The organism is Celeribacter arenosi (assembly GCF_039539485.1).
In the GTDB taxonomy this organism is placed as follows: Bacteria; Pseudomonadota; Alphaproteobacteria; order Rhodobacterales; family Rhodobacteraceae; genus Celeribacter; species Celeribacter arenosi.
The window spans coordinates 206,780-222,142 of record NZ_BAABDF010000001.1 but is presented as its reverse complement, the minus strand read 5'-3'; the positions used below and the strand labels follow the sequence as shown (position 1 = coordinate 222,142).

Annotated in this window: 13 protein-coding genes; 4 read left to right on the top strand and 9 right to left on the bottom strand. The window is 60.2% G+C overall.

Annotation, left to right across the window (positions count from 1 at the left end; genetic code table 11):
* Positions 1-7: 7 nt before the first annotated feature.
* The 7 genes from ABD815_RS01165 to ABD815_RS01135 form a co-directional block, all read right to left on the bottom strand.
* Complete coding sequence (locus ABD815_RS01165) at positions 8-1,411, bottom strand: UDP-N-acetylmuramoyl-tripeptide--D-alanyl-D-alanine ligase (RefSeq protein WP_344842297.1); 1,404 nt, start codon at positions 1,409-1,411, stop codon at positions 8-10.
* Positions 1,408-2,880, bottom strand: coding sequence for a UDP-N-acetylmuramoyl-L-alanyl-D-glutamate--2,6-diaminopimelate ligase (locus ABD815_RS01160; protein ID WP_344842294.1), 1,473 nt, complete (start codon positions 2,878-2,880; stop codon positions 1,408-1,410). Before ABD815_RS01160 ends, ABD815_RS01165 begins: the two co-directional genes overlap by 4 nt.
* A gap of 27 nt (positions 2,881-2,907) precedes the next feature.
* Entirely contained in the window at positions 2,908-4,707 is a 1,800-nt protein-coding gene (locus ABD815_RS01155; RefSeq protein WP_344842292.1) for a peptidoglycan D,D-transpeptidase FtsI family protein, read from the bottom strand.
* 2 nt (positions 4,708-4,709) lie between these two features.
* The gene (ftsL, locus tag ABD815_RS01150; RefSeq protein WP_344842290.1) at positions 4,710-5,066 is read right to left on the bottom strand and encodes a cell division protein FtsL; all 357 of its coding nucleotides are present in this window, start codon (positions 5,064-5,066) and stop codon (positions 4,710-4,712) included.
* The gene (gene rsmH, locus ABD815_RS01145; RefSeq protein WP_344842287.1) at positions 5,066-6,046 is read right to left on the bottom strand and encodes a 16S rRNA (cytosine(1402)-N(4))-methyltransferase RsmH; all 981 of its coding nucleotides are present in this window, start codon (positions 6,044-6,046) and stop codon (positions 5,066-5,068) included. Before rsmH ends, ftsL begins: the two co-directional genes overlap by 1 nt.
* Before the next feature lie 3 nt (positions 6,047-6,049).
* Positions 6,050-6,541 (bottom strand): division/cell wall cluster transcriptional repressor MraZ, encoded by a 492-nt coding sequence (gene mraZ / locus ABD815_RS01140; RefSeq protein WP_344842451.1) that lies wholly within the window; start codon positions 6,539-6,541, stop codon positions 6,050-6,052.
* A gap of 667 nt (positions 6,542-7,208) precedes the next feature.
* On the bottom strand, positions 7,209-8,294 hold the full coding sequence (locus ABD815_RS01135) for an Mrp/NBP35 family ATP-binding protein (protein WP_344842284.1): 1,086 nt from the start codon (positions 8,292-8,294) through the stop codon (positions 7,209-7,211).
* A 320-nt stretch (positions 8,295-8,614) separates the two neighbouring features.
* On the opposite strand from ABD815_RS01135, the gene ABD815_RS01130 reads away from it, so the two are divergent.
* The gene (locus ABD815_RS01130; protein ID WP_344842282.1) at positions 8,615-8,830 is read left to right on the top strand and encodes a DUF1127 domain-containing protein; all 216 of its coding nucleotides are present in this window, start codon (positions 8,615-8,617) and stop codon (positions 8,828-8,830) included.
* Positions 8,831-9,235: 405 nt separating this feature from the next.
* Here ABD815_RS01130 and ABD815_RS01125 read toward each other — a convergent pair whose 3' ends face one another.
* On the bottom strand, positions 9,236-11,899 hold the full coding sequence (locus ABD815_RS01125) for an ATP-dependent helicase (protein ID WP_344842279.1): 2,664 nt from the start codon (positions 11,897-11,899) through the stop codon (positions 9,236-9,238).
* A 191-nt stretch (positions 11,900-12,090) separates the two neighbouring features.
* Between ABD815_RS01125 and ABD815_RS01120 the strand changes: the two genes are divergently transcribed.
* Together ABD815_RS01120 and ABD815_RS01115 are read left to right on the top strand one after the other, a co-directional pair.
* On the top strand, positions 12,091-12,648 hold the full coding sequence (locus ABD815_RS01120; RefSeq protein ID WP_344842277.1) for a DJ-1/PfpI family protein: 558 nt from the start codon (positions 12,091-12,093) through the stop codon (positions 12,646-12,648).
* An 83-nt stretch (positions 12,649-12,731) separates the two neighbouring features.
* A complete protein-coding gene (locus tag ABD815_RS01115; protein ID WP_344842275.1) occupies positions 12,732-13,112 on the top strand; it encodes a ribbon-helix-helix domain-containing protein in 381 nt (126 codons plus the stop codon).
* Here ABD815_RS01115 and ABD815_RS01110 read toward each other — a convergent pair.
* The gene (locus ABD815_RS01110; RefSeq protein ID WP_344842272.1) at positions 13,109-13,678 is read right to left on the bottom strand and encodes a MarR family winged helix-turn-helix transcriptional regulator; all 570 of its coding nucleotides are present in this window, start codon (positions 13,676-13,678) and stop codon (positions 13,109-13,111) included. The two genes, ABD815_RS01115 and ABD815_RS01110, sit on opposite strands and share 4 nt — an antisense overlap.
* A gap of 131 nt (positions 13,679-13,809) precedes the next feature.
* Here ABD815_RS01110 and ABD815_RS01105 point away from each other — a divergent pair, with 131 nt between their 5' ends.
* A complete protein-coding gene (locus tag ABD815_RS01105; protein WP_344842269.1) occupies positions 13,810-15,327 on the top strand; it encodes an MDR family MFS transporter in 1,518 nt (505 codons plus the stop codon).
* The last annotated feature ends 36 nt before the right edge of the window (positions 15,328-15,363 follow it).

The window sequence follows — 15,363 nt, the reverse complement described above, 5'->3', positions numbered from 1 at the left end:
CGTGTCCTTACAGTTTCTTATCGGGCAGCGGTTGCCCCAATTGCCGGATCGCGTCAACCAGAACGCTGACTTTGGACCCCTTTGACCCTTTGACGAGCACGATATCGCCCGACACGACCAGTGTCCCGAGCATGGAACGCATTTCCTCTGCGGTTTCGACATGGACCCCCGCCGTCTTCGGCGCGAGAGCATTGTGCAAACCACTCATCAGCGGGCCAACGGTATGGACCACATCAATTGTGGCAAACCACGGCAGAGCCGCCAGCCCTGCATGGATCGCGCGCTCATCCTCACCGAGTTCGAGCATATCTCCAAGGATCGCAACACGTCGCCCCGACCCTTCAGGGCGCGCCGCCGCCAATACTTCGAGCGCCGCAGACATGGACGTCGGGTTTGCATTGAACGCATCATCGATCAGATCGAGCGTACCACCCAAAGGCAATTGCACCGTCCCGCGCGCACCGCGCCCCGACGGCGGGTCCCAACGCGACAAATCCGCCGCCGCGCGTGTCATGTCCACGCCGAGCAACTGCGCCACGGCCAGACATCCGGCAGCATTGGTCAGGAAATGCCGACCAGAGGTCGACAGGCGAACCGGATAGGCAGCACCATCAACCGTAACGCGCGCTGTCGCATCGCCGTCCAAGAGCCGGATATCATCCACACGCACCGAATTGGCATCGCCTTCGCCGAAACTCAGCGCCGTACCATTCCACGCATCCGCAAGGATCGGCGTGGTTTCGAGGTCTCCGTGAAATACGGCCGCGCCGCCATCGACCAATCCTTCGAAAATCGCCGATTTTTCTCGCGCAATGCCGGAGATATCGTCAAATGCCGCCAAATGCGCAGGCGCGATGGTCGTGATCATTGCAACATCCGGGCGCGCAAGCCGTGCAAGCGGGCCGATTTCTCCGGGATGGTTCATACCGATTTCGATCACGGCGAAATCCGTGTCAGCGGGCATGCGCGCCAGCGTGAGCGGCACACCCCAATGGTTGTTGTAACTCGCCTCCGCGGCATGGGTCGCGCCCTGAGGGGCGAGCATCGCACGTAGCATTTCCTTGGTCGATGTTTTGCCGACGGATCCGGTGACCGCCACAACTTTGCCCCGCACCCGCGCGCGCGCCGCAGCGCCGAGCCGTTCCAGAGCACCCAAAACATCATCCACAATCAACAGTGGCGCGTCATCACCCACACCGTCGGGCACCCGCGACACCAATGCCGCGCCTGCCCCCTTTTCCAACGCCTGCGCGACAAAATCATGCCCGTCACGCGCGGCCTGCAGCGCGACAAACAAATCACCGGGCTGAATGGTCCGCGTGTCGATGGAGACCCCGTTGACCTCAAAGGCGCGCGTCGCACGACCGCCCGTCGCCGCGACGGCGTCATCTGACGTCCAGAGCACGCTCACAGCGCACCGTCGAGCGCAGCAACCGCGATGGAGGCCTGTTCCACATCATCAAAGGGGAACACATCTTCGCCCACGATCTGACCGCTTTCGTGCCCTTTGCCACAGATCAGCAAGGCATCCCCGGGCTGCAGCGCGTCCACGCCGCGCAGGATCGCCTCGGCGCGATCGCCCACCTCAATCGCATCGGGCGCACCCACCAGAACCTCTGCGCGGATCGACGCGGGATCTTCGGAGCGCGGATTATCGTCGGTGACAATCACGATATCGGCAGCCTCCGCCGCCGCCTTGCCCATCAAGGGGCGTTTGGTGCGATCACGATCCCCACCCGCCCCGACAATGGCCACGATCCGGCCCATCACATGGGGGCGCAGAGCGGAAATCGCGGTCGCGACGGCATCGGGCGTATGGGCATAATCCACGAATATCGCCGCGCCGTTTTCGCGCGTAGCGGCCAGTTCCATGCGCCCGCGCACACCCTTTAACTCCGGCAGGCAGGAAAAGACCTCTTCGGGGTCCGCGCCACTGGCCATAACCAGTCCGGCCGCCACCATCACGTTTTCCGCCTGAAAACCACCGATGAGGTCGAGACGGATCTGGTGAATGTTGCCCACGAAATCGACCCGCAAATCCTGACCGGTCTGATCAAACCGCTGGCCCACAACGCGCAGGTCCGCAGGCTCCGATCGCCCGACACGCATCACATCAATCCCGCGCTCGGCACAAAGTCCTTCGAGCTCAACCCCCTTGGGGTCATCAATATTGACCACCGCCACGCCGTCTTCAGGCAAAACGCGGGTGAAAAGCCCCGCCTTCGCCGCAAAATAGGCCTCGAATGTTGCGTGGTAGTCGAGATGGTCTTGGGTAAAATTCGTGAACGCTGCCGCAAGCAGACGAACCCCGTCCAGACGCCTCTGCGCCAACCCGTGGCTCGACGCCTCCATAGCGCCGTGGGTCACTCCATGATCGGCGGCCTCGGCCAGCATGCCGTGCAATGTGATCGGCTCAGGCGTCGTATGCGGGCTTGGCGCGTGCCAGTCCCCTTCCACACCCGTGGTGCCGATATTGATCGCGCGCTGACCCAGTTGCTGCCAAATCTGGCGTGTGAACGTGGCGACAGAGGTTTTTCCGTTCGTCCCCGTCACGGCCACCATCGCCGCCGGTTGACGCCCGAAATAAAGCGCGGCGGCATAGGCCAATGCTTGCCGGGGGTCTTCGACGACGATCAGGGCGGGATCATGGGCCTCGATCGCCTCGGCCGCGATCCGTGCGCCTTCGGGATCGGTTAAAACCGCCCGCGCGCCCATGCGCAGTGCAAATTGAACAAACTCCGCCCCGTGCACGCGTGCGCCCGGGAGGGCGGCAAACAGGTGGCCTTCGCGGGTTTGACGACTGTCCACAGAGAGGCCCGTAATATGGACCTCACGCCCGCCCTGTGCGGTCAAACCAAGCTCTGAAAGATGCTTCAACATTCCCCGCGCGTGCCCCGCATATTGTTTTTAGTGTGTTGATGTCAGTGTTAGCGCAGCTTGGGGGCGGGATTCAATCTCGGGTCGCAGTCCCATGAGCGGCGCCGCGCGACGAATAATCTCTGCGGCAACAGGAACGGCGGTCCAACCTGCGGTTCGACGGGGTTTTGCACCGGTGGTTTCGGTCGGCTCATCCAATGTCACCACGAGAATGTAGCGCGGTTTATCGGCGGGAAAGACCGAGGCGAAGGTCGTGATCGTCTTGTCGGGGTAATACCCTTTGCCGTTTTCGCGCGGCTTATCCGCCGTGCCGGTTTTACCCGCGACCTGATAGCCCACGACCTCGGCGAAATTGGCCGTCCCTTCGGGTTCGGAAACCACTGCGCGCAACATCTGGCGCGACGCCTCGGACACCTCGGAGCGCACAACGCGCGGCCCCTTTTCGACGTAGCCTGTGCGTTTGACCAAGGTGGGGGTGACCTGAGTTCCCCCGTTCAGCAACGACGCATATGCGGTCGCCAGATGCAGGGGCGATGCGGACAATCCGTGACCGAAGGCAATCGTCAAGGTCGAGAGTTCGGACCAACGGGGCGGCAGTAGCGGCTTGGCCGATGGCGCCTCGGAAAGTTCGATTGGCACAGGGTCGAAAAAGCCGAGCGATTTCAAAAAGTCCTGCTGGCGGGTGACGCCGATCTGCTGGGCCACATGCGCCGTTGCCACGTTGGAGGATTTAACGATCATGTCGCGAAGGGACAGCGTGGGGCCATAGTTGTGGCCTTCGAATTCGCCGATCTTGTGTTTGCCCCACCGGAACGGCGGCGTTGCGGGGATCTGCGTGCCGGGGTTTGCCAGCCCGAGTTCCATCGCCTGTGCGGCAGCAAAGATTTTAAAGGTCGAGCCGAGTTCGTACACACCCTGCACGGCGCGGTTAAAGCGCGGATTGTCGGCCGGGTTGTTGCCCTCGAAATACTCAGGGCGCGAGTTGGGGTCGAAATCCGGCAGCGAGACCATCGACACGATCTCACCGCTGTTGGCATCCATCAGAACCGCCGCCGCCCCTTTGGCATCCAGCATCAACATGCCGCCATAAAGAACTTCGCGGATTGTGGATTGGACGGTCAAATCAATCGAAAGCTGCAGCGGTTTGTCGCCATTTGCCGGATCGCGCAGGTATTCGTCGGCGAATTTCTCCACCCCCGACTGCCCGACGATCTCCGCGCTCATCACGCCCTCACGGCCGAATTTCGTCCCGCCGAGCAAATGTGCGGCCAGCTTTCCGTTCGGATAGAGGCGCTCTTCGCGCGGGCCAAAGAGCAGTCCAGGCTCGCCGATGTCATGTACGGCCTGCTGCTGTTCGGGCGCAATTTTCTTTTTGATCCAGAGGAACTTACGCGTTCCTGTGAAATCGGAGATCAACCGGTCCTGATCGAGATCGGGGAAAATCCGCGCCAGCTCCTTGGCCGCGTGCAGGGGGTCCACCATCTGATGGGGTTGGGCATAGAGGCTGTTCGTGGTGCGGTTTGTCGCCAGAATGCGCCCTTTGCGGTCAACGATATCGGCGCGCTGCGCGAGAATGGGTGTACCGGATGCGGCGGCGCGTGGCTCTTCGGGCACGGATGTGGCGACCTGACCCATTTTCAACCCGACCACGACAAAGGCCGAAACAAAGCACAGCCCCATGACGATCAACCGACCCTCGGCGCGCAGGCGCGCACGGTCTCTCATTTCCTCATGTCGCAGGCGGCGGTTTTCCCGCTCGATCGCGTCAGGGTTTTCGCCGGTCTGGCGGGCTTTCAGGATACGTGTGAGCGGACGGAGCGGTGTGCGCATCTTTATTCCCCTGCCAGATTGAGATGACCGACAACTTCCACGGCATCTTCGATTTGCAAAAGGATGTCGTCCTCAACCGGAAACGCCACCTGATCGACGCGCCCGAATTGCTCAGGCATGAATGGCAAAAGCCCCAGTCGGTCGAAATTCAACGCAGCCAGATCGCGCAACCGCTCGGGCCGGTTCAGGTAGGCCCATTCGGCCTTGAGAACCGCGAGCTCTTCGCGTTGGTGGCCGATTTCACGCTGCAGCCCGCTCACTTCGCGCAACACCTGCTGTGTGGCGTAGTTTTCGCGATAGGCCCAAAAAGCCAGCCCCATCACAATCAACGCTGAAACGATCAAATACAAACCACGCATCACATAGTCCCTAGTAGTACAGGTTTCGGCAAACCCAACGCTGCACGATCCACCGGTGCCGCGGGCGCATCTGTGCGACGCCCGACACGCAGACGCGCCGAACGTGCGCGAGGATTGCGCTCCAGTTCGTCGTCGTCTGGACCAATTGCTTTGCTAAGCTGCTCGAAACCGGGTGTTTTCGCCTCTTGGACAGGCGCATAACGCGACCCGCCACCCCCCGTCGAGGCCCGTTGCGCGAAAAACCGTTTTACCACGCGATCCTCTAGGGAATGAAAGCTCACAACCGCCAACTGACCGCCCTCTTTGAGCGCCCTTTCAGCCGCCTCCAGCCCCGCGACCAGTTCACCGAACTCGTCGTTGACCGCGATCCGGATCGCCTGAAAACTACGGGTCGCAGGGTGACTCTGGCCCGGCTTTTTGCGCGGCAGAATGCGCTCTATCAGGGAGGCAAGTTGTAGGGTTGTCTCGAAACGTTGCTTGTCGCGATCCATCACAATGGCGCGGGCAATTTTGCGGCTCTGGCGTTCTTCACCATAGTGAAACAGCACGTCCGCGATTTCGTCCACATCGGCAGAGTTCACAAAATCCGCCGCCGACGGCCCGTCCTGTGACATCCGCATGTCGAGCGGCCCGTCGCGCATAAATGAAAACCCGCGCTCTGCCTGATCGAGCTGCATCGAGGAGACACCGAGATCGAGAACCACACCGTCGAGGTCCTTGGCGTATTCGTCCATCTTCGAGAACGTGCCACGCACCAGCGTCAATCGGCTTCCATAGCCACCAACCCATTCGGCGGCCATTTCATGGGCGAGCGGATCACGATCAACGCCCGTCACATGGTCCGCACCCGCGGCCAATAGCCCCTTGGCATATCCCCCTGCCCCGAAGGTCCCATCGAGCCAGCGACCCGAAATGGGCGCACACTCACGCAAAAGCGGCTTGAGAAGAACGGGGACGTGGGGGGCTGCGTCCGAGGCCATACCTCAGACCCCTTCATCATCCAGAAGCGACAGCGGATCAAAGTCCTCGCCGTGCTGGGCAATGAATTTATCGGTGATCGCCGTTTCGCGCGCTTCGTGCACGTCGGGCTTCCAGATTTCGAAGGTTTCGCCGAGGCCGGCAAAGTAGGCCGTGCCATCAAGGCCGATTTTGTCACGCAGCAACTGCGGCAGAACGAGACGTCCATCCGCATCAACCTCTGTCGGACGCGCCCGTTTGAGGATCATGCGCTCCATCACCTTGCGGCGCTCGGACCCGCGCGGCAGGGCCGCGATATCGGCCGCAAGCTGGCGGTAGCCGTCGTAGGTGTGGACGATGAGTTGTTTCTGGGTGTCGGCGCCATAGACAATGACCATGCGCGCGCGGCCGGTTTGGGATGCGGTGGGATCGCCCTCTTCGAGTTCGCGGCGGAAATCGGCCGGGATCGACACGCGTCCCTTTCCGTCCACCTTGAAGGTGTGTTCGCCGATAAACATGGCGGCCACGCCGTCTCTCCTGTTCCGCGCCCAAATCGGGCCTTTTTATGCGAAACGGCGGACCAAGCTGCTGCCACTGCTCAATCCGCCGCCCTCGTCCCATTACTGGGGGTGTCCAACTGCGCGTTGCCATCTGGGGGGATGTCTGCTCGCTCGCGCGCCGGATCTCTCTTGTTCTGGTGAGAGCGGATGCCTGTATGAAACCTGACTTTGGTTCTTTGTTCGCGGTCTTGATGCGCCGCTCATTCCCGTCTCACCGGATACCAAAGTTGTGACATGGGAATTCATGGTAATCAATGGTTTTCTCATCCACAGACCACAATCTGTGCGATTTGGAGGCCCCAGTAAACAACATATAGGGGGCACAGCATCGCCACGACGCCCCACTGGTAGAAGAAAATCCCCCTACAACAACTACATATTGTGTCTGTTTTTGGATGCAGCGGCCTTTTGTGGCGCTCGCAGGACACCCCAATAAAATCTGGCCTTATCCACATTATCCCCGAAGTTATCCACAGGAAAGTGATTCGAGCGGAGCAAGAATTAGCGCATTCTCGTTGAGTTCCATGAATTCCCAACTCCCTGAGTGCACGCAAAGCAAAAGCGCGCGGGAATTCCCACGCGCCTGCTCGGATATTCACAACACTATAAAGAAGCGCAGAACGCGCTACGCAAATCCGCCCTTCACCAGACGATCCGCCAATTGCGCATAAGGCGCGGACAACGCGCTATCCGTCGCCGCGACCGGACAGCCCTCGTCACCTGCAATTCGGGTTTCGAGCGCCAAAGGAAGCTGCGCGAGGAGCGGCACCCCCATTTTCTCCGCCTCTGCCGCCACACCGCCATGACCAAAGATATGGCTCTCTTCACCGCAATGGGGACAGACAAAGGTCGACATATTCTCGATCAGGCCCAAAACCGGCACGCCGAGCTTTTGGAACATGGAAATGCCGCGCCGCGCATCAATGAGCGCCACGTCCTGTGGCGTCGACACGACCAACGCGCCGGTCAGCTCGGTTTTCTGGCACAGCGTCAACTGCACATCACCAGTGCCTGGCGGCATATCTATAAGGAGAACGTCCAGCTCACCCCAGGCCACCTGCCCCAGCATCTGCTGCATGGCACCCATCAGCATCGGCCCCCGCCACACGACCGCCTCGCCATCCGGTATCATCAGGCCAATCGACATCATAGTGACACCATGGGCATGCAGAGGCTCGATGGTTTCCCCATCCGGCGAGGCGGGGCGTTTGCTTACCCCCATCATGCGCGGCTGGCTCGGACCATATATATCGGCATCCAACAATCCCACGCGACGCCCCTGACGCGCGAGCGCCACGGCGAGGTTTGCCGAGACAGTGGATTTACCCACACCACCCTTGCCCGACGCGATCGCCAATATAGATGTCACGCCCGCGGGTTTCGTTTTGCCCTGCTGCGGCGTGGGGTGGCGTCCGATTTTGAGATTTGGGGGTGGAGAAGTTGACGCAGCGGAAGGCGCGGTGGGGCCATGCGCCGTCAAGACCACCGACACTTTGCCGACCTGTGAAAGCGCTTTGATTTTCCGCTCCGCCTCAGCCCGAATGTCCGACCAGGATTGCGCTGTCGTAGCGTCAGGTGCCTCGATGACAAAGCTCACATCCGAACCGTTAATTGTGAGCGCGCGAATCCGATTCCCGTCGGTGAGTCGCGACCCATCTGGAAAAACCAAAGTTTCCAGAACGTTAACGATTTCTTTACGATCCAAGGCCAATGCCACATTTCCTTATTCGGTTCAAAACTGGGTGTGCCGCGTAGATACGCCCCCAAAAGGGTAATTTCCATATAAGTTAGGCAGATTTAGCAAATCGGCCTCCCAAAGCGCCTTCAAATTACGTCAGCGTTACGCATGCATTTTCTGCATAGCAGCATTGCCGAACCGCGGGATTGTGCACCTGCAGAAACGGGTTACATTGGGTCTCAAGGAAGCCAGCAACACAACAAACGCTGGTAACACGAAACTGCAGACAGGTGGGACGCACTCCACCACGAGGCAAGGGCAAAGAGCCCGTTACATACGAAGGCTATAGACTGATGGCATACGCAAACGACATTCGCACCGCAACTCCGGCATACGCTGCCCGCTCGAACGGTTTCTTCGCAACGCTGGCTGAGCGCTTCGCTCGCTACCGCGTTTACCGCGAAACCGTCAACGAACTGGAAGCTCTTTCGGATCGTGACCTCGCCGACCTCGGCCTCTCCCGCGCAACCGTGAAAGCGGTCGCCTACGAAGCCGCCTACGGCGCCTAAGAACAACAGCATCGGGTCCCTTTTCCTCCTCCCTTGGGCCCTGATACAGACGGCAGCGTCTCTCCTCCTCCCTGACGCTGCCGTTCAAATTTCCGGAATTCGGGGCCTTTTCCTCCTCCCTAAGGCCACGAGTACCTGAGCGGCGATGCTCTCCTCCTCCCTGCATCGCCGCACTTACATAGGGGCCTTGATTGCCCCAACCGCATCGGTCTCTCTCTCCTCCTCCCTGAGAGATCGTGACTAAGGCGGCGGTGTCTCTCCTCCTCCCTGACACCGCCGCACTTCCTTTTTCGCCGGTCCACTCCTCCTCCTCCCTGAGCGGGCCGACATAGAAGCACCCGCGCCCACCTCCTCCCGGGCGCGGGTGTTTTCATTTTTAGATTGTTCTTGGAAATGATCGGCGGCCTAGAACGGCACGTCATCCGCCTTGTTGGCAGGTTTCACAAAACTCGCCACGAGCTTTTTCGGCCCCGAATGATCAAACTCGATGGTGAGCTTGTCACCCTCGATTTCCATCACTTCGCCGTAGCCGAATTTGACGTGGAATACCCGCTCGCCTTCTGTGAAGGACGATGTGGCCGTGGCGTCGATCACCACATGTCGACCCTCTTTTGGCTGCGCCATGCCGCGCTGACCGGAGCGTTCCTGCATCCGGCGCCATCCGGGCGAGTTATAGGCATCGGCGCGTGACACCTTTTCTTCGAAACTCGCGGACATTCCGCCACCAAACATCCCGCGCGTTTGTGACCCGTAGAGCCCCGGCGGTGTTAGCACTTCGACATGATCCACCGGCAATTCATCCACGAACCGCGACGCAAGCTGTGACTGCCACTGCCCATAGACCCGCCGGTTCGCGGCAAAGGATATCGTGCAAACCTCCTCGGCCCGCGTGATCCCGACATAGGCCAGCCGGCGCTCTTCCTCGAGCCCTTTGAGACCGCTTTCATCCATTGATCTTTGCGACGGGAACAAACCTTCTTCCCAACCGGGGAGAAACACGACCGGAAATTCGAGACCCTTGGCCCCATGCAACGTCATGATCGTGACTTTCGCCCCGTGCTCTTCGCTCTCGTTATCCATGATCAACGAGACGTGTTCGAGGAATCCACCAAGGTTCTCGAATTGCTCAAGCGCCTTCACAAGCTCCTTGAGGTTCTCAAGCCGCCCGGGCGCCTCCGGTGTTTTGTCATTTTGCCACATCGTGGTGTAGCCGCTCTCGTCGAGAATTTTCTCCGCGAGTTCGATATGGGACAATTCGGACCGCTGCCCCTCGGCCTCGATCACCTCATCTTCATCGTCCACACCGGGAAACCGGATCTGCTGCACCGCCATCGACGACCACCGATCAAGCGCCGCGATCAATTCCGCCACGCCCGTGCGCGCCTTCCCCTTTAGCACGCCCTCGTCGGCCGCAATCCGCGCGGCTTCTTTCAGGGACACGCCGTTTTGGCGCGCGATTACCTGAATGCCCTGCATCGCCTTGTCGCCCACGCCCCGCTTGGGGACGTTCACGATCCGCTCGAAGGCGAGATCATCATCGGGCGAAATTACCACGCGGAAATAGGCCATGGCATCGCGGATCTCCATCCGCTCGTAGAACCGCGGTCCACCAATTACGCGATAGGGCAGCCCGATCGACAAAAACCGGTCCTCGAATGACCGCATCTGATGCGAGGCGCGCACCATGATTGCAATCTCTTCCTCACTAAATTTCTGAAATGCTGGCGCAAGTGGCAGATCGTTTTCACGGCGCTCAGTCAGCTCCCACATTAGCTTGCGTGTCTTAAATTCGGCAAACGGACTATTTTGCGCTTTTAGAATACCAAATAGTTGCTCCGGCGTCGCCGCACCCCTCAATTTACCTGCCTTCGCGAGCCGTTCGAATTCCTGTTCGATGGACTTTGACCGTGGGTTACGTCTGTTTTTTGCATATTTTGAAGTGCCTGAAACCATGGCCTCGATCTCTTCACCGACCCAACGCGCTTCTTCTTCGCCGTCCCAATGCCCGATTAACCGGACCTTTTCGCCGTCTTCGGCATCGGTCCACAACTCCTTGCCCAGACGATCCTTGTTGCCCGCAATCACGCTGGACGCGGCGGCAAGGATATGGGGCGTAGAGCGATAGTTCTGCTCCAACCGGACCACCTTTGCGCCCGGAAAATCCTTTTCAAACCGCAGGATATTGCCCACTTCCGCCCCGCGCCAACCGTAGATCGATTGATCGTCGTCCCCCACGCAGCAGATGTTTCTATGCCCCCCGGCCAGCAACCGCAGCCACAGATACTGCGCCACGTTGGTATCCTGATACTCGTCCACGAGGATGTAGCGCAGCCAGCGGCGGTATTGCTCCAATAGATCCGGATGGGTCTGGAAAATCGTCACCATGTGCAACAGGAGGTCACCGAAATCGGCCGCATTCAGCGCCTTGAGACGCTCCTGATACTGCGCGTAGAGCTGAACCCCGCGATCATTGAACGCCGCCCCGTCCGATTTGCCCAATTGCGCAGGCGTCAGTGCGCGGTTCTTCCAGCCATCGATGATCCCCGCCAACTGCCGCGCAGGCCACCGCTTTTCGTCGATATTGGCCGCACTGATCACCTGTTTGAGCAACCGGATCTGATCGTCGGTATCCAGAATGGTGAAGTTCGATTTCAACCCGACCAGTTCCGCGTGACGGCGCAGCATTTTCACACAGATCGCGTGGAAGGTGCCGAGCCACTGCATGCCCGCACCCTCACCCGCCGTGATCCCTTCAACACGGGTTTTCATCTCCCGCGCCGCTTTATTGGTGAATGTCACCGCGAGAATCTCGTTGGGGCGGGCCCGCCCCGTCGACATCAGATGCGCAATCCGCGCCGTGAGCGCCTTGGTCTTACCCGTGCCAGCCCCCGCCAACATCAAAACCGGCCCGTCGAGCGTCTCGACCGCCTCTCGCTGCGCAGCGTTCAGCCCGCTGAGGTAATCGGCATTCGCCTGTGCACCCGGGGCGCGCGCCATCGCCATCTGGCTCAGACTCATGTTCGGGCGTGCGGCGGCCTCAAAGGCGTCTTCATCATCGAAATTGCTCATGCGCGCCAAGATAGAGTGTCGCCCGCGACAAGAAAAGCGTGTTCTTGAATTGTTCGCATCACGCCAGCGCCTTTTTTGGACAGTCGACCGCGCCCACATCCGCGCCACACGCCGTAGTAACCCCTTACCACCACGCCTGCCCGTTTTGGGATTAGCCTGCGCGTCACGGACATGCCAAACGGGAGGATAACATGGCCAAAATCTTGATGATTACCGGTGATTACACCGAAGACTACGAAACCATGGTGCCATTTCAATGCCTCATGGCCTGCGGGCACACCGTCGATGCGGTTTGCCCCGACAAGAAATCCGGCGACACAGTAAAGACCGCGATCCATGATTTCGAAGGCGATCAAACCTACTCGGAAAAACCCGGTCACAATTTCGCTCTCACCGCTGATTTCGCATCCGTTGAGCCCGAAACTTATGACGCGCTGGTCATTCCGGGGGGGCGCGCGCCCGAATACCTCCGGCTGAACGCTGCTGTCCTCGACATGGTGCGCCACTTTTTCGAGACCAAAAAACCGGTGGCCGCGATCTGTCACGGTGCGCAGCTTTTGGCCGCCGCAGGGGTGTTGGAGGGGCGCACCTGTAGCGCCTATCCGGCCTGCGCGCCCGAAGTCACCGCCGCTGGCGGCACATTCGCCGACATCGCCGTGACCGAGTCTGTCATCGACGGAAACCTCGTGACCGCGCCCGCGTGGCCTGCTCATCCCGCGTGGCTCGCGCAATTCATGAAACTGCTGTAATCTGAGGCGGGGCCCAGCGCGGCCCCGCCCACACAAACGGCTGCGCAGGCGACCGCGCGCCATGAGGGAAGGAGGAGCCCGCCATGTGTGAACTCTTTATCGGCGCAGATCCCGACCTGTGGGAAAGCCGCACGCGCAGCCTGCGCATTGACGGCGTCGCCACATCGATCCGGATTGAAAACCATTTCTGGGCCACGCTAGAGGAAATCGGCAAACGCGACGCTATGACGGTTGCCCAACTCATCACCAAACTCTGGCACGAAGCGATGGACGCCGATCATGATCTGGGGAACTTCACGTCCTTTTTACGGGTCTGTTGCGCGCGCTACCATGCCCTCATGGCCGCCGGCGACATTTCACCCGACACGCGCACACCGATTGCAGGCCACCCTGCCCGCGCCATTCTGCGGGCCGAAGCGACGCGCCACACCGCCCATGCCGCAGCTTTGCGAAAGGTGAACTAGTCCGGTGTGACCTGCGCCGAGAGCGCGGTGACATAGCGGATGAAAAGGGAGGAAAAGATCCGCAGCTCTTCCTCATCCCACCCTTCGAAAACGCCCGAGAGAATGCGCCATTTCTGAGCCGTGAAATCGCCGAGGAATTTATGGGATTTGGGCGTCATGACGAGGATGGATTTGCGCGCGTCTTCCTGCACCACGCGGCGTTCGACAAATCCACGCTCCACCAGACCGGACACGATGCGCGAGGCACGTGACGGGTCCACCGCCATGAGATCGGCCACCATACCGATGGTCGGATCCTGTGGCTCCGGACGCCCGATACCGGCCGAAATCTGCGCGATCGACAAGAGGCCCTGTAGCAGCGCGGGTTCGAGCTTTTCCTCGATCCCGTCGAGGACCTTGCCTTTGAAATCGCCCTTTTCCGCGATCCGGCGCCATTGGAACAGCGCCACATCGAGCCCCAACAGTGCCGAGATCGCATCCGGTGAAAATCCTTTATCCGCAAGGAGTTCTGGCACGCCGCGATGAATGCGCGGATCAGGTTTGCTATATGAATCTGTGTCTTCCATGGCCTGTCCGTGCCACCATTCCATGCCAAAGTCAACAATATGCCCTTCACACTTATATGCTATTGACACATATGTGCTGGAGGGGTACCTCGCTTCCCAATTCACCTCCCTCCGACTCGCAGGAACGCCCTATGGCCGACACCATTCACTCCACCCCCCAAATGCCCGACGACGCCGATAGCGCGGTTGGCATTGTCATCGGCTCTGTGGGTGTTCTCCTCCTGCTGGCCTCGCTGGATCAAACCATTGTCTCGACTGCGCTGCCTACAATCGTGGCGGACCTTGGTGGCCTCGATCACCTGTCGTGGGTGGTGACGGCCTATATCCTCGCCTCCACCGTGGTTGCGCCGCTCTATGGCAAAATCGGCGACCTATATGGCCGTCGAAACACGGTGCTCTTCTCGGTCGTCCTGTTCCTCGTCGGGTCCGCGCTCTGTGGGCTGGCGACCTCCATGCCGTTTCTCATCGCGGCGCGCGCCCTGCAGGGTCTCGGCGGAGGCGGACTGTTCGTCCTCGCGCTCTCCATCATTGGCGACGTCATCCCGCCAAAAGACCGCGGCAAGGTTCAGGGCATGTTCGCAGGCGTCTTTGGCATCTCTTCGGTTGCGGGCCCGCTCCTAGGCGGCTGGTTTGTGGACGCATTTTCATGGCACCTGATTTTCTACATCAACATCCCCTTCGGCCTGCTCGCGCTCGCGGGTTTCTTCTACGGATTCAAAGCCCACCCGGACCCCGTGCCCCATAAGATCGACTACGCAGGCGCAGTGGCGCTCACCGTCACTTTGGGCGCAACAGTTCTGGTCACAGCCCTCGGCGGACAGGAATTTGCATGGAATTCGGTGCCCGCTCTGGCCCTGTTCGGTCTGGCGATCACGGCCCTCATCGCATTCATCTTGATTGAACTGCGCGCCGCCGAACCCATCCTGCCGCTCAGCCTGTTCAAAATGAACGTCTTCTGGACCACCTCGCTGATCTCCTTTGTGTCCGGCGCGATGATGTTCGGTTCTCTCACCTTCATCCCCGCCTTTCTCCAACTGGCAAAAGGCGCCACGGCCACCGCATCCGGCCTCCAATTGATCCCGATGACGGTGGGTATCCTGACCGCTTCGACCCTATCGGGGCGCTACATGGGCCGCACCGGCAAATACCGCAGCCTGCCGATCATCGGCCTGATCATCGCGGTCGGCGGCCTCCTCATTCTCACCCGGCTTTCACCCCAGATGCCAGCACCCCTGCTCTGGCTCGCCCTCATCATGATCGGCGCGGGTATGGGCACCGTTTTCCCCGTGGTGACAACGGCCGTGCAAAACGCCGTGCCACGCGAACAACTGGGCACCGCGACGGCGGCGGGCCTGATGTTCCGGCAGGTCGGCGGATCCATTGCCGTGGCGCTCTTTGGCGCGATCTTTGCCGCACGGCTCACCTCGCTCACCGGAGACATTCCTCTCGGTGGCTTGGCCTCCGTGGCCGAACTTGGCCCCCAATCCATGGCCCATCTCCCCGAGCAAGCGCGCGACCTGATCGCAACCTCGGTGGGACAAGCACTCCACCCCGTCTACTGGATCGCTGCGGCTCTGGCGCTCTGTGGTGTCTTTTTCGCCATCCTGATGAAAGAGAAACCTCTCGAAGGGCGCATGACACCCCGCTAAAAGCATACTGGGTGCCTATGAACCCACCCGCTCTTT

Bases quoted from the DNA above. Each gene is read 5' to 3' on its own strand.
- ABD815_RS01160 (WP_344842294.1), bottom strand. From the start codon at position 2,880: ATGTTGAAGCATCTTTCAGAGCTTGGTTTGACCGCACAGGGCGGGCGT.
- ABD815_RS01155 (WP_344842292.1), bottom strand. From the start codon at position 4,707: ATGCGCACACCGCTCCGTCCGCTCACACGTATCCTGAAAGCCCGCCAG.
- ftsL (WP_344842290.1), bottom strand. From the start codon at position 5,066: ATGCGTGGTTTGTATTTGATCGTTTCAGCGTTGATTGTGATGGGGCTG.
- rsmH (WP_344842287.1), bottom strand. From the start codon at position 6,046: ATGGCCTCGGACGCAGCCCCCCACGTCCCCGTTCTTCTCAAGCCGCTT.
- mraZ (WP_344842451.1), bottom strand. From the start codon at position 6,541: ATGTTTATCGGCGAACACACCTTCAAGGTGGACGGAAAGGGACGCGTG.
- ABD815_RS01130 (WP_344842282.1), top strand. From the start codon at position 8,615: ATGGCATACGCAAACGACATTCGCACCGCAACTCCGGCATACGCTGCC.
- ABD815_RS01125 (WP_344842279.1), bottom strand. From the start codon at position 11,899: ATGAGCAATTTCGATGATGAAGACGCCTTTGAGGCCGCCGCACGCCCG.
- ABD815_RS01120 (WP_344842277.1), top strand. From the start codon at position 12,091: ATGGCCAAAATCTTGATGATTACCGGTGATTACACCGAAGACTACGAA.
- ABD815_RS01115 (WP_344842275.1), top strand. From the start codon at position 12,732: ATGTGTGAACTCTTTATCGGCGCAGATCCCGACCTGTGGGAAAGCCGC.
- ABD815_RS01110 (WP_344842272.1), bottom strand. From the start codon at position 13,678: ATGGAAGACACAGATTCATATAGCAAACCTGATCCGCGCATTCATCGC.
- ABD815_RS01105 (WP_344842269.1), top strand. From the start codon at position 13,810: ATGGCCGACACCATTCACTCCACCCCCCAAATGCCCGACGACGCCGAT.